Source organism: Catellatospora sp. IY07-71 (assembly GCF_018326265.1).
Classification (GTDB): domain Bacteria; phylum Actinomycetota; class Actinomycetes; order Mycobacteriales; family Micromonosporaceae; genus Catellatospora.
Window position 1 is genome coordinate 7,456,069 of record NZ_AP023360.1, and the last position, 13,189, is coordinate 7,469,257.

The window sequence follows — 13,189 nt, forward strand, 5'->3', positions numbered from 1 at the left end:
CCAGAATCGTCGATTTTTTCACCCGCCCGATGGCCGGGGGTCGGCGATGGCGCGCCAAGCAGGCGCATACCGACGCGTCGGCCCTGCCCGGGCTCCGCGGCGTCGTGACGCTCTCCGATCGCGGAGACGGCGACTCGACCGGCTCTGGCGACTAGGGCCCAGGAGCGAGAAATGACGAAACATCCCACCACCATGCCGATGCGCGCGCACCGGCCTGCCGACCTGCCTCGCCGCGGGTCCGACGGCGCCGAGGCGCGCCGGCTGATCGCCGAACTCGGCCCCGGCTTCAACGCCCGCACCGTACGGGTGCTGACCGAAGGCGACCTGGTCGCGGTGCACGGTGTCCACGACGACGGCGGCGTCGCGAGGGCCGGCTTCGACGTGTTCCGCATCGACCGCGGCCGGCTCGCCGAGCACTGGGCCGCCCACCAGGCGGTCGTCGCCGAGACCGCCAGCGGGAACAGCCAGACCGACGGTCCCGCCGACGTCACCCGGCCGCAGCAGGGCGCCCGTAACGGAAGGCTCGTCGACTACCTGATCGACACGATCCTCATCGGCCGCAAGCACGACCGGCTGAAGCACTTCTTCGTGGCGGACCTGATCCAGCACGATCCGCTGGTCGGGAACGGGGTCAAGGCGCTCACCGCCGCCTGGCGGACGCCTGGGACGTGCTACGAACGCCGGCACACCACGATCGCCGACGGCGAGTTCGTGCTGACCGTCTCCACCGGGACCGTGCGGCACGCACCGCGCGTGTTCTACGACCTGTTCCGGGTCGACCGGGGCATGGTCGTCGAGCACTGGAACGTCACCACGGAGCGCGGCGGCCTGCCCTCGCCAGCCACGGTGGCGACCACGGCAGCGGACGGACAGGGATCATGAACCCGCGTGTCGGCCCGCCCGACCTGATGGGCCTGGTACCCGGGTCCGCGCAGCGTACGCAGCGGCTGCGCCTGGCGCACAGCCGCGGCGACGAGGAGCTGCTCGATGGCGGATGGTGGCCGTACTCGCTGGATCCCGCGGAGGAACTGCCCGGACTCGTCATGGCCGTCGACGAGATCCATGGACCGGTCGTCGGCGTGGTGCTCGGGGCCGACGGCTGGCATCCCCAGCCGGTGGCGCTGCACGTCGGGGGCCGCTGGATCGGGATCGACTACTTCGCCAGCCAGCCCGCGAGCCTGCTGACCGCGCTCTGTACGGGCGGCCGGCGGGTGGACCTGCTCGTGGTCGCGCCGCAGACCTCGTGGGAGCTCGCCGCCAAGGCGATGCTGCAGGCGGCGCAGGCCGGCAACCGGGTGACCGCCCCGCACATCATGCCCGGCGTGGAACGGGCGGCCGCGTCCCCGCGATGACCGGCCCGGCGGCCTCGCCCGCTGCGTGCGGTGAGGCCGCCTGCCGTGCGTGCACGGCAGGCGGCCTCGGCCTTCGCGGTGCCCACGCCTCACATGTTGCGGATCCTGAAGTAGCGCTTCATGTCCGGGAACGTGCGCACCAGCACCGCGACGACACCGGCCGCGACCAGCCCGGTCACCACCCGCTTGAGCGTCATACCCTCACCTCCCTCGCCTGATCGTCGTCCAGCAGCGACGCGGCCGCCACGGCGAGCGAGGCCGCCGGACCGTCCGCGAGCGGGACCACCGGCTCGTCGGCGAGCGAAGCCACCAGGTCCTCCGCGACCGAGGGCGCGGGTTCGTCCGCCAGCAGCCCCGCAGGCAGCGGCGCGGTGCCGGACACCGCGGCCCGGCCCGCCGCCCACAGTTGCCGCACCAGCTCCGCGGCCACCTCCACCGCCGCCTCGACCGGCGGGCTCAGGCCCATCCGCTCGCTCAGCTCGGCGGGCTCACAGCCGACCAGCAGCACCCGGCCGGGCGCGCTGCCGCAGCTGTCCAGCAGGTCCAGCACCCGCTGCGGCTGCATGCCGTGCGGGTCCACCAGCACCGGCCCGTCGTCGGCGCGCCGCTCCGCCCGGTCGGCCAAGCTGATCTCCAGCAGCCGTACCGTGCCCGGCGCGTCCCCGCGCTGGTCCACGTCGATCAGGACCGTCGCGTCGTAGCCGGCCATCAGGTCGTACGCCAGGTGCACGCCGCGGATGCCGTAGTCGGCCAGCCGCGCCCAGGCCGGACACGGCTCGGCGGCCAGCCGCTGCGCGACCGCCACCCCGAAGCCGTCGTCGCCCAGGAACACGTTGCCCAGCCCGGCGAACAGCACCTTGCGCGGCAGCACCCCACCCGTGCTCATGCGGACACCACCGTGACCTCCTCGGGTGCGAAGTAGCGGAAGCGGCCCTGCAGGATCTGCAGGTCGACGCCGGGATCGTCGTCGAGGGTCACCGCGAGGTGGGTCGCGCCGTCCACGTCCAGCAGCACGGCCCGCACGGTCGCGATCCGGTCGGCCAGGAACATGTCCTGCGCGTCGCTGCGCCGCCCGGTGCCCGGACGCAGCCGCACCCGGCTCCCCCGCCCGACCGCGACACCGCCGATGACGACCGTGTCCCGCTCCGGGTCCACCGACCGGTCGGCACCCGGGTCCCACCACGGCCGGCCGGTATCGAAGAGATCAGCCTGCGCGGTGGCGGGGGTCGCCGGGCGCAGGCCGCGGATCGCGCCGTGCAGCCGCTCGAAGACCTCCGGTGGCAGGTTCTCCGCCCGGCCCAGCAGTGCGCTCCCCCGCGGGTCGGTCGCCCGCACCTGCGCCTTCTCCTCGTCGGTCAGGGTGAGGGTACGCAGCACCAGCAGCTCGTCGATCTCCGTCGAGTCGAACATGTCCCCGGGGCTCTCCGGCGCGACGGCCGGGTGGTCGTACAGGATCACCGGCGCGGACAGCACCACGTCCCGGCTGCCCTCGGGCCCGAGCAGCACCGGCCAGCTGCGCACCTGATGGCACTCGCGCACGGCGGGCATGGCCCACTCCGGCGGATCGAGCAGCGACAGGAACGCGCCGTCCGTCACCGCGAACACGCTGTGCGCCGCGATCAGCGAGTGCCGCAACGCCTCCGGCCGCTCCAGCGACCCGTCCATCGCGAACCCGCCCCCGGCGTCAGGAAGGGCACCTTCTACTACGGAATCCGAGCCGAGTTGCTGCTCGTCTCGCTGACGCGAGCCGACGAAGGTGCCCTTCCTTGCGTCGGTGTGGTTGGTGGCGGTGGCGGTGAGGCGGAGCAGGCCGTAGGGGCCGGGGAGGAGGTCGGCGTGCAGGCGCAGTTCGCCGCGCAGCCGGTGGCGGACGCGGCGCAGGCGGACGGTGGCGGAGAGGTGTTCGTGCTCCTCGCCGCCGGGGATGTCGAAGAACTCGGCGTGTTCGGGGGCGCCGACCAGGTCGGCCGGGGCGAGGAGCAGGTCGGCGGACTGCTCGACGGCCTCGTCGAAGGGATGGTGGGGCACGCCGTCGACGACGGCCTCGGGGACCTCGCGCCAGCCGTCGCCGGTGTGCCGCTCGACGGTGCGGGACTGGGCCTGCAGGAAGCGCAGCCGCCAGTGCAGGCGGGCGCCCAGCTGCGGCTCCAGCAGCAGCTCGGTACGGCTCCAGCTGTGCTCGCCGAGCGCGTCGTCGGCGTACGCGGGCGGCACGAGCACCCCGAACTGCCAGCGCATCCGGTTCTTCGCCGCCGAGGCGCGGTACGGGTAGAGCAGGTAACCCTCGTAGAGGACCGCGTCGGCGACCGCGCGGGCCTGCTCGAAGGGGTCGGTCACCGCGGTGTCGGGCACAGGGCGTCCTCCTCGGACGAGCGGGAGAGCAGGGCGGTCAGCGCCTCGTCGGCGGTGGGCACGGCGTGGCGGGCCTGGTGGCGCAGCAGCGCGTCGACGGTGTCGCGGCGCAGCCGCAGCCAGGCGGCGCCGGGAAAGTACAGATCCATCAGCTCGCGCCACACCGCCACCGGCAGGGCGTACCTCGCCTCGCGGTCCCAGGGCACCCGCCCCACCCGCACCCCGTCCGGGTCGCCGGGGCCGGGCGCGGTGAACATGGTGCCGCTGAACAGCAGCGTCACCGGCACCGTGCCCTCGGCCAGCGCGTGCAGGTACTTGCCCAGGCCCGGTTCGAGGTCGTAGGTGCAGGGCACCATCAGGTCGTACTCGGTGCGGCCGGTGAAGCCGGGCACGGCCGCGGCGACGGTGGCGAAGTGCAGCGCCTGCATGCTGGTCGCCCAGCGCTCGGGCGTCCCGAACACGCCGTGCAGGCCCGCCGCCTCGGCCGGGGCGTACCGCCTGGCCCGGGGGTCGATGCGCAGCTGGACGCTGAGGATCAGCGCATGCACGCGTACGCCCTCGGGCGCGCTGATGCCGAGCCGGAAGCGCAGCGTCGGCGCCGCGGACCAGCGCTCGGGCTGCACGTCCGAACAGGAGAAGGTCAGCTCAGCCACCGGTCACCCCAGCCGCCAGCGGCTCGGGCGCGGGCACGGCGCGCGAGCGCACCTCGGCGAGGAAGCCGTCGATCGCGGCATGCGCCTGCTCGCCGCCGTCGAAGCCGCGCCAGTGCGTGCGCACCAGCCCGACCAGGCGGTAGCAGGCGTCGATCGGCACCGCGTGACACGACGGCCCGTCCGGCCCGGCTTGCACCAGCAGCGCCATCACGTCGGCCGGCAGCGCCGCCGTGTAGGGATGCCGCGCCAGCAGCTGCGCCCACACCTGCGGCGGCAGCTGCGACTCGGCGGCCCCGGCCGGGCTCGGATAGAGCGCCACCGGGTGCCCGAGCACGCTGTTGACGAACACGAACACCAGCCGCACCGGCACGTCCAGCGCCGCCCAGTCCGTTGCGGACAGTGGAAAACCGGGCAGCGCGACGTACTCCCGCGGCACCGCCGCGAACCTCCGCCCCGGCGCCATGTCCGGACCCGGCACGAACAGCAGGTAGCAGGCCTGGCAGGCGCAGGGCAGCGAGCGGCCGGTCACGTCAACCAGGTGATCATGCTCGGCCGGGATCGGCACGGCGCACAGCTCGCAGCGCTCCGGCGCCGCCCGCGCGGGCTCGGCGGGCGGCGCGGTCAGGTAACGCCGCAGGCTCATGCGTGCACGCCGGTCGGCGCGCTCACCGAGGGCAGGCCGATCTGCAGCAGCGGCGGCTCGGGCGCCGCCTCCTCCACGACCACTTCCACGATCTCGGGCGCGGCCTGCTGGACCAGCGAGCACACCGTCTCGCTGACCGCTTCCGCGCCCCCGCCGCAGCCGGGCGCCAGCGCGATCCGGGCGGTGCCCGCCGCGTCCACGTCGATCAGGGTGAACTCGCGGCCCAGCCGGCGGCGGGCCCGGTCCAGCGCGACCAGCACCCGCTCCTCGATCGGCACCGGGTGCAGGCCGTAGAGCGCGAGCAGCCCGCCGACCAGCTCGTCCTCGGCGAGCACGCGCAGCTCCTCGGTCACGCCGGGCACGGTCACCAGCCCGTCCAGCAGCCGGGCCAGCCCGGCCTCGTTGAGGTGCAGCAGCTCGCGCACCACCCCGTCGGCGGCGTCCCGGGCGGCCGGGCCGCCCGCCTTCTCCACCTCGACGAGCAGACCCTCCACGCGTACGCCGACCGAGTGCGGGTCGAGTTCGAGCACCCGGTCCCAGTGCTGCTCGCTCATGCCGTCGCCTCCGGCGCCGTCATGAGTATCCGTGCCCTCATGATTCGCTCGCTCCGCTCGCTCATGACGCAGCCCCCGAGGCGAACGCGTGCGGGGTGTGCAGCTTCTTCAGCACCGAGCCGTTGCCGGTGTACATGTGCACGCCGCAGGGCAGGCACGGGTCGAAGCTGCGTACCGCGCGCATGATGTCGATGCCCTTGAAGTTCTCCTGGGAGTTCTCCTCGAAGATGGGCGTGTTCTGCACCGCGTCCTCGTACGGGCCGGGCGTGCCGTAGCGGTCGCGCACGCTGCCGTTCCACGGCGTCGGCGGGTACGGGTGGTAGTTGGCGATCTTGCCGTCGCGGATGACCATGTGGTGCGACAGCACGCCGCGCACCGCCTCGGTGAAGCCGCAGCTGATCGCATCCTTGGGCACCTTGAACGGCTCCCAGGTCTGGGTCCGCCCGGCGCGCACCTCGCCCAGCGCCTTCTCACACGCGTGCAGCGCGACGGCGGCCGCGTACGCCTGGAAGTAGGTGCGGGCGCGGTTGCGCTCCAGCGCGTTGCTCCACTTCGGGATCTTCCACTCGAAGGTGACCTCGGGCTTGGTCAGCGTCTTCGGCAGGTTGATCACGACGCTGTGGCCGGTGGCCTTCACGTAGCCGATGTCGACCAGGCCGCTGAGCGCGGTGGACCACAGCCGGGCGATCGGGCCGCCGCCCGTGTCCAGCGCCAGGTGGTCGCTGCCGTCGAACCAGCGCGGCGACATCACCCACGAGTACGCCCCGTCGAAGTCGCGCTTCTGCGGCCGGGGCAGCGTGTGCTGGTTCCACGGGTGGCGTACGTCGACCGGGTTGCCCAGCGGGTCCCGCTTGACGAAGACCTCCTGGCCCTGCCAGTCGTCGTAGTAGGAGCTGCCGAGCAGGATGCGGATGCCCAGGTTGATGTCCACCAGGTCGTTGGTGACCAGCTTGCCGTCGACGATGATGCCGGGCGTCACGAACATCTTCTTGCCCCACGTGCTCATCCGCTCGTAGGAGAAGTCGCAGTACTCCGGGTCGTTGAGCGCGCCCCAGCAGCCCAGCAGCACGCGCCGCTGCCCGACCTGCTCGTAGCCGGGCAGCGCGTCGTAGAAGAAGTCGAACAGGTCGTCGTGCATGGGCACGACCCGCTTCATGAACTCGACGTAGCGCATGAGCCGGGTCAGGTAGTCGGTGAAGAGCTGCACCGTGGCCACCGTGCCGACGCCGCCCGGATACAGCGTGGACGGGTGCACATGCCTGCCCTCCATGAGGCAGAACATCTCCCGCGTGGACCGGCTGACCTGCAGCGCCTCCCGGTAGAACGCGCCCTCCAGCGGGTTCAGCGAGCTCATGATCTCGGCGATGGTCTTGAAGCCGTGCTGCTCGGCGTGCGGCGCGGGCGTGTTCTTCGCCTTCTCCCACACCCCGGGGTTGGTCTCCCGGACCATCTTCTCGCAGTAGTCGACCCCGACCAGGTTCTCCTGGAAGATGTTGTGGTCGAACATGTACTCGGCCGCCTCGCCGAGGTTGACGATCCACTCACCCAGGTGCGGCGGCTGCACGCCGTACGCCATGTTCTGGTTGTAGATCGAGCAGGTGGCGTGGTTGTCGCCGCAGATGCCGCAGATCCGGCTGGTGATGAAGTGGGCGTCGCGCGGATCCTTGCCCTTCATGAAGATGCTGTAGCCGCGGAAGATCGACGAGGTGCTGTAGCACTCGACGACCTGCCGCTGCTTCCAGTCGATCTTGGTGTAGATGCCGAGGCTGCCGACGATCCGGGTGATCGGATCCCACGACATCTCGACCAGGCCCTCCGCGGCCGTCTGCGTCGCCATGCTGTTTCCCCAACGCCTTTCGTCGAGATGGGCGGTCGCCGGTCAGCGCCGGTAGCCGGTGGTCAGTTCGGTGCCGCGGTGGCGCCACTTGGGCTCCTTGTCCACGGTCTTGCCGGTCACGTTGCGCAGGCGGCGGATCATCGCGCCGTAGATGCCGCTGCCCGCCGAGGAGACGGTGGCGCCGGGCGGCTCGTCCATGAACGGCATGAACTTGTCCGGGAAGCCGGGCATGGTGCAGCCGATGCAGATGCCGCCGACGTTGGGGCAGCCGCCGATGCCGTTCATCCAGCCGCGCTTGGGCACGTTGCACTTGACCACCGGGCCCCAGCAGCCGATCTTCACGATGCACTCCGGCGTGCCGTAGTGCGTGGCGAACTGGCCCTGCTCGTAGTAGCCGCCCCGGTCGCAGCCCTCGTGCACGGTCATCCCGAACAGCCACTGCGGGCGCAGCTTGTCGTCGAGCGGGATCATCGGCGCCTGGCCGGCCGCCTGGTAGAGCAGGTAGGTGATGGTCTCGGCGAGGTTGTCCGGCTGGATCGGGCAGCCCGGCACGCAGACGATCGGGATGCCCGCCGCCGAGCGCCAGTCCCAGCCCAGGTAGTCGGGCACGCCCATGGCCCCGGTCGGGTTGCCCGACATCGCGTGGATGCCGCCGTACGTCGCGCAGGTGCCGACCGCGAGCACGGCCAGGGCCTTGGGCGCGAGCCGGTCCAGCCACTCGCTCGTCGTGATCGGCTGCAAGGTCTGCGGGTCGGCCCCGAACGCGGCCCAGTACCCCTCCGCCTTGATCGACTCGTTCGGGATCGAACCCTCGACCACCAGCACGAACGGCTCCAGCTCGCCCCGGTCGGCCTTGTGGAACCAGTCGATGAAGTTGTCCGCGCCCTGCATCGGGCCGCACTCGAAGTCGATCAGCGGCCAGTGCACCGCGATCTTCGGCAGGCCGGGCAGGCCGCCCAGCGCGATCTCCTCGATGCTGGGCTGGGTGGCGGCGGTCAGCGCCACCGAGTCGCCGTCACAGCTGAGCCCGCCGTTGAGCCAGAGAATGTGGATCGGCTGTTCCTCAGCCTCCGCCGGCTGGGACATCGTTGCGGTCATCTGCGTACACCCCCTGCGCCGCCCGCGGGCGGCGGTCCGCGCCGCCACCGAGCCCCGCCACGGTCAGCTCCCACAGCACGTGGCAGGCGGTGGTCTGCGCCTCCTGGATGCGGTGCACCGACGGCGACCGCACGACGAACAGATGGTCGGCGGCGCCCGGCTCGGCCAGCCGTCCCCCGGCGCCGCCGCTGAACCCGACCGTGACCACGCCCCGCGCCCGCGCCTGGGCGAACCCGGCCAGCAGGTTGGGCGAGTTCCCGCTGGTGGAGAAGCCGATCACCACGTCGCCGGGGCGGGCGTGCGCGGCCACCTGCCGGGCGAACACCGCCTCGATGCCGACGTCGTTGGCCAGCGCGCTGAGCACGGCCACGTCGGCGCTGAGCGCGTACGCCGGCAGCGGCCGGGCCCGGCCGGGCGGCGCGGCGAACAGCTCGGCGCAGGCGACCGCGTCGGTCGCGCTGCCGCCGTTGCCGAACGTGAACAGCCGCCCGCCGGTGCCCAGCACGGCGGCGAGATCGGACGCGCAGGCCGACAGCGCCGCGGCCTGCTCGGTCAGCACCCGCGCCCGCAGCGCGGCGGCGTCGCGCAGCTTGGCCGCGGTCGACGCGGTGAGCGCGGCGATCAGATCCGGGTGGCGGGCGCCGGTGTCCGGACCGGACGCCCGCCCCGGACCGCCCGCCTGGGCAGCCTCCGCACCGTCGTCCACGCTGGACGCGGCGGGCTGCGCCGGGGCGGCGTACAGGAAGGGGTAGAGGGCTCCCAGCTGCGCCGGGGCACCCCGCTCGGCAGCGGTCACGGAGCCACCTCCGGCAGCACGGCGATGGCCTCCCCGGCGTGCACCAGCACGGTGTCGCCGGGCTGGGCGGTGACGAGCGCGACGCTGATCTCCTCGATCCCGGCGCCCGCGTCGGCCAGCGCCAGGCCGCCGGGCAGCAGCGCCACCACGGTCGCCGGGACCGCGGTGTCCGAGCAGGTCACGCACGACTGCCCGGCGTGGGCCACGGCCCAGTCCGCCAGCTCGTCGGGGATAGCCCGGCGGGAGGTCACGGCGACCGTTCCAGCACCGCGTGGGTGAGCTCCCAGAGCAGGTGGTACAGCGTGACGTGCTGCTCGCGGACCACCAGCGGGCCGGCGGCGGGCACGGCGAGCAGGTGGTCCACGGCCACGCCGTCCGGCGCGGGGCCGGTCAGCGCGACGGTCAGCAGGCCGCGCTCCCCCGCCGCGCGCAGCGCGTCGCGCACCGGGCCGCCGAGCCGGGCGCCGACGGCCAGCGCGATGTCGGCCGGACCGGCCGCGTGCCGGAGCAGGTGCGCGGCGCGCAGGCCGTCGTGGGCGACGGCGGGCAGCGCGCGCTTGCCGACGATCACGGGATGCACGAACTCGACCGCGATGTGGTGGGCGTCGGCCGCGTCGTCGCCGAAGGCGTGCAGGACGCCGCCCGCACGGAACCGCGCCGCCATCGCGGCGGCGGCGGCCACCAGGTCCGGGGCGGACGCGGCGGGGTCCACTCCGGCCTGCTCGCGCCGTGACGCGAGCGCCGTGGTGAGCACCGCGGACGCGGTCATACCAGCCCCCCGTGGCTAGGTTCCGTCCTGGTTCACCATAGCGGGCCTATCACCATAAGAGCCGCGAATCGCCCTACGCTGCACCGCTCGGGGCAGCGGGCGTGGCGGGCGTGCGCGATGATGCGGCGTATGACCGGCTCACCGCCGCCCGAGGCTCCCGTCCGGACACGCCGACGCTGGTGGCGGATGGCCCGGCGGGTCGTGTTCTACGGGCTGCTGGCCGGAGTGCTCGGGCTGGCCGGCAGCATCGGCTGGGTGCGCTGGAGCGCCTCCGGCCACGTGTACGGCGTGGACGACGTGCCGGAGGCGCCGGTGGCGCTGGTGCTGGGCGCGCAGGTGTACGACAACGGCACGCCGTCGGCGTTCCTGGAGGCGCGGCTCGACCTCGCCCGGCAGCTCTACCAGGCGGGCAAGGTGCGGGCGGTGCTCGTCTCGGGCGACCACGGGCAGTGGACCTACGACGAGCCGGGCACCATGCGCGACTGGCTGGTCGACCGCGGCGTGCCCGGCCGCAAGGTGGTGGCCGACCACGCCGGATTCGACACATACGACTCCTGCCAGCGCGCCATCCGGGTGTTCGGGGTGCGCAAGCTGATCGTGATCACGCAGAGCTACCACATCGACCGCGCCGTGGCGCTGTGCCGCGACGCCGGCATCGAGACGTACGGGGTCGGCGACGACACCGTACGCCGCTTCGAGTCCTTCTGGACCAAGGCCGTCGTCCGCGAGCAGGGCGCCTGCGTCAAGGCCGCCCTCGACACCGTCACCAACCGCGACCCCGTCTTCCTCGGCCCCCTCGAACCCGGCATCGCCGACGCCCTCCGCGACTGATCCGCCGGTCACACGTGGAGGCGGGCGGCGGTGACCTCCTCGAATTCCTTGGTACGGGCGGTGAGGGCGGTGCTGATGAATTGAGGGGCGTCTTCGCCGACGGGCAGGCGCAGGGGCGGCTCGGGCAGGTCGGCCAGCCGGTGGACCACCTCGGCGAACAGCTCCGGCCGGTTGATCTGCGGGTTGTCGCGCATGCCGCGCAGGCCGTGCAGCATCGGCCCGGCCACCGGCTCGTAGGCGGACACCCGGGCCGCGGGTAGCGGCGCCGTGACGCCGTACTCGGTGCTGAAGCCGCCGGGCTGCACGATGGTCACCTTGACGCCGAGGTGCGCGGTGTCCTGCGCCAGCGACTCGGCCAGGCCCTCCAGCGCGAACTTGCTGGCCGTGTACGCCGCCAGCCCGGGGAACGGCACCAGCCCCGCGACCGACGACACGAACACCGCGTGCCCGCCGCCCTGGGCCCGCCACAGCGGCAGCACCAGCCGGGTCAGCCGCCAGGGGCCGTAGACGTTGGTGGCGAACTGCTCGGCCAGCTCCTCGTCGGAGACCTCCTCCACCACGCCCACCTGCCCGAAGCCGGCGTTGTTGACCAGCACGTCGATCCCGCCGAAGCGGTCCGCCGCGGCCGCCACCACCGCCGCGCACGCGTCGGGGTCGCGTACGTCCAGGGCCTGGGTGACGAGGTTGTCCGGGAAACGGGCCGCCAGGTCGGCGAGCGTCTCGGGTTTGCGGGCGGTCGCGAGCACCCGCTCGCCCGCCCCCGCGAGCCGCTCCACCAGCGCCCGGCCCAGCCCGGTCGAGCATCCCGTCACCAGCCAGCGTCGTGCCATGAGCCACCCCTCACCGCGTGGACGTCCCCGATCGGGCCGTCCGGGCGATCAGATTCGCAGCAGGCAGTCACGCATGGCAATGTAAAGTTACCGACGGGAGTGATTCAAGTACAAAGCGTGAGTCACGGCGATGAACGGCACGCTGGCCAGCGCGACCAGCCAGCCGCCGAGCACGTCCGAGGGCCAGTGCACCACCAGCGCCACCCGGCTCGCCCCGACCAGCAGCGCCCAGCCGCCCACCACCGCGACCAGCCCGATCCGCTGCCAGCGCGCCCGGGTCAGCGGCCAGGCCAGCAGGAGCAGCAGCAACGCGGCGGTGGCGAAGTGGCTGGTGTGTCCGGACGGATAGGACCATCCCGCGCCGCTGGACAGCATGTCCTCCGGGCGCGGCCGGGCCACCAGGGCGTGCACCGTCAGCCGCAGCGCGGCGCTGGCCGCCACCGCCGCGCACACGAAGGCGAGCTGCGCGAACAGCCTGCGGCGCAGCAGGAAGCCGAGCGTGAACACGAGCACGGCGACCAGCACGACGGTGTCACCGGTCCGGGTGATCGCGGTCATCGCCTGACGCCACACCGGATTCTCCAGTGCGAACTGGTGCGCGGCCGCGCTGATGACCGCGTCCCGTGCCATCAGCGGCCCCCAGGGCACCTCGACGGCGGCGGTCAGCAGGGCGTAGGCCCCGACGGCGGCCCCGGCCGTCCAGAGCCAGCGACGGCGCACCTCGGCGTGCAGCAGCATGCTGCGTTCATACCCGCTCGGCCGTGACGCCGATCACGCGGGGTCGGGCGGACGGTCAGCCGGCGCGGCGGCGGGCCCGGCGCGCGGCCAGCTCGTCGGTGACGCCCAGCGGCAGCACGGCCGGCGCGAACGGGGTGACCGTCGCCTCCTCGACCTCGGTGCCGCGCTCGGCGGGCAGATGCGACAGCGAGCCCTGGATCTCCTTGAAGGCGCCGCCGATCGCTATCCCGAACACACCCTGGCCGCCCTGGAGCAGGTCCACGACCTCCTCCGGCGAACGGCAGTCGTACACCGAGGTGCCGTCGGAGATGAGCGTGATGGTGGCCAGGTCGTCGGCGTCGTACGCCCGCAGCGTCTCGATCGCCCGGCGGATGTTCTGCAGCGAGACCCCGGCGTCGAGCAGGCGCTTGACCACCTTGAGCACCACCAGGTCGCGGAAGGAGTAGAGCCGCTGGGTGCCGGAGCCGGAGGCGTCGCGGATGCTCGGCACGACCAGGCCGGTGCGCGCCCAGTAGTCCAGCTGCCGGTAGCTGATGCCGACCGCGTGGCAGGCCGTCACGCCCCGATAACCGAGCGAACCGCCTTCCGGGTCCGCGTCCTCCGCCACCGTGCCGCGCAGCGCGCTCGCGCCGCCGGGACGACCTGATTCGCTGTCGGAAGCCTGCGGATCGTGGAGCTGGTTCATGCGACTACCTCCCGCCGAGTGTCGACCTGGCCAGCCTATAGCGGATGACGC

Annotated in this window: 17 protein-coding genes; 3 read left to right on the plus strand and 14 right to left on the minus strand. The window is 73.1% G+C overall.

Annotation, left to right across the window (positions count from 1 at the left end; translation table 11 throughout):
• Positions 1-171 precede the first annotated feature (171 nt).
• Complete coding sequence (locus tag CS0771_RS33275) at positions 172-882, plus strand: hypothetical protein (protein WP_212844693.1); 711 nt, start codon at positions 172-174, stop codon at positions 880-882.
• Positions 879-1,352: a DUF5994 family protein gene (locus CS0771_RS33280; protein ID WP_212844694.1), complete on the plus strand. Its 474-nt coding sequence runs from the start codon at positions 879-881 to the stop codon at positions 1,350-1,352. Before CS0771_RS33275 ends, CS0771_RS33280 begins: the two co-directional genes overlap by 4 nt.
• An 89-nt stretch (positions 1,353-1,441) precedes the next feature.
• Here CS0771_RS33280 and CS0771_RS39790 read toward each other — a convergent pair whose 3' ends face one another.
• The 11 genes from CS0771_RS39790 to CS0771_RS33330 all read right to left on the minus strand — a co-directional run bounded on the left by CS0771_RS39790 (position 1,442) and on the right by CS0771_RS33330 (position 10,054).
• Positions 1,442-1,549, minus strand: coding sequence for a hypothetical protein (locus tag CS0771_RS39790; RefSeq protein WP_371821521.1), 108 nt, complete (start codon positions 1,547-1,549; stop codon positions 1,442-1,444).
• On the minus strand, positions 1,546-2,238 hold the full coding sequence (locus CS0771_RS33285; RefSeq protein WP_212844695.1) for a hydrogenase maturation protease: 693 nt from the start codon (positions 2,236-2,238) through the stop codon (positions 1,546-1,548). Before CS0771_RS33285 ends, CS0771_RS39790 begins: the two co-directional genes overlap by 4 nt.
• Positions 2,235-3,704, minus strand: a complete 1,470-nt coding sequence (locus tag CS0771_RS33290) for a hypothetical protein (protein WP_212844696.1) — start codon at positions 3,702-3,704, stop codon at positions 2,235-2,237. The genes CS0771_RS33285 and CS0771_RS33290 overlap by 4 nt, the downstream gene beginning before the upstream one ends.
• The gene (locus CS0771_RS33295) at positions 3,686-4,357 is read right to left on the minus strand and encodes a DUF6084 family protein (protein WP_212844697.1); all 672 of its coding nucleotides are present in this window, start codon (positions 4,355-4,357) and stop codon (positions 3,686-3,688) included. The genes CS0771_RS33290 and CS0771_RS33295 overlap by 19 nt, the downstream gene beginning before the upstream one ends.
• Positions 4,350-5,000 carry a DUF5947 family protein gene (locus tag CS0771_RS33300; protein ID WP_212844698.1) on the minus strand — a complete coding sequence of 217 codons (651 nt, stop codon included), beginning with the start codon at positions 4,998-5,000 and terminating at the stop codon, positions 4,350-4,352. The genes CS0771_RS33295 and CS0771_RS33300 overlap by 8 nt, the downstream gene beginning before the upstream one ends.
• Positions 4,997-5,554, minus strand: coding sequence for a hypothetical protein (locus tag CS0771_RS33305; RefSeq protein WP_212844699.1), 558 nt, complete (start codon positions 5,552-5,554; stop codon positions 4,997-4,999). Before CS0771_RS33305 ends, CS0771_RS33300 begins: the two co-directional genes overlap by 4 nt.
• A gap of 61 nt (positions 5,555-5,615) precedes the next feature.
• The gene (locus tag CS0771_RS33310; RefSeq protein ID WP_212844700.1) at positions 5,616-7,391 is read right to left on the minus strand and encodes a nickel-dependent hydrogenase large subunit; all 1,776 of its coding nucleotides are present in this window, start codon (positions 7,389-7,391) and stop codon (positions 5,616-5,618) included.
• A gap of 42 nt (positions 7,392-7,433) precedes the next feature.
• Entirely contained in the window at positions 7,434-8,489 is a 1,056-nt protein-coding gene (locus CS0771_RS33315) for a hydrogenase expression protein HypE (RefSeq protein WP_244871183.1), read from the minus strand.
• Positions 8,455-9,285: an SIS domain-containing protein gene (locus tag CS0771_RS33320; protein ID WP_212844701.1), complete on the minus strand. Its 831-nt coding sequence runs from the start codon at positions 9,283-9,285 to the stop codon at positions 8,455-8,457. Before CS0771_RS33320 ends, CS0771_RS33315 begins: the two co-directional genes overlap by 35 nt.
• Positions 9,282-9,536, minus strand: coding sequence for a HypC/HybG/HupF family hydrogenase formation chaperone (locus CS0771_RS33325; RefSeq protein WP_212844702.1), 255 nt, complete (start codon positions 9,534-9,536; stop codon positions 9,282-9,284). The genes CS0771_RS33320 and CS0771_RS33325 overlap by 4 nt, the downstream gene beginning before the upstream one ends.
• Positions 9,533-10,054 (minus strand): hypothetical protein, encoded by a 522-nt coding sequence (locus tag CS0771_RS33330; RefSeq protein WP_212844703.1) that lies wholly within the window; start codon positions 10,052-10,054, stop codon positions 9,533-9,535. The genes CS0771_RS33325 and CS0771_RS33330 overlap by 4 nt, the downstream gene beginning before the upstream one ends.
• Before the next feature lie 129 nt (positions 10,055-10,183).
• Here CS0771_RS33330 and CS0771_RS33335 point away from each other — a divergent pair, with 129 nt between their 5' ends.
• Positions 10,184-10,885: a vancomycin high temperature exclusion protein gene (locus tag CS0771_RS33335; protein WP_244871184.1), complete on the plus strand. Its 702-nt coding sequence runs from the start codon at positions 10,184-10,186 to the stop codon at positions 10,883-10,885.
• Between the two features lie 8 nt (positions 10,886-10,893).
• Here the strand turns inward: CS0771_RS33335 and CS0771_RS33340 are convergent, their stop codons facing one another.
• The 3 genes from CS0771_RS33340 to CS0771_RS33350 form a co-directional block, all read right to left on the minus strand.
• Positions 10,894-11,715 carry an SDR family oxidoreductase gene (locus tag CS0771_RS33340; protein WP_212844704.1) on the minus strand — a complete coding sequence of 274 codons (822 nt, stop codon included), beginning with the start codon at positions 11,713-11,715 and terminating at the stop codon, positions 10,894-10,896.
• An 87-nt stretch (positions 11,716-11,802) separates the two neighbouring features.
• Entirely contained in the window at positions 11,803-12,453 is a 651-nt protein-coding gene (locus tag CS0771_RS33345) for a phosphatase PAP2 family protein (RefSeq protein ID WP_212844705.1), read from the minus strand.
• Between the two features lie 55 nt (positions 12,454-12,508).
• The gene (locus CS0771_RS33350) at positions 12,509-13,138 is read right to left on the minus strand and encodes a MerR family transcriptional regulator (protein ID WP_244871185.1); all 630 of its coding nucleotides are present in this window, start codon (positions 13,136-13,138) and stop codon (positions 12,509-12,511) included.
• Positions 13,139-13,189 lie beyond the last annotated feature (51 nt).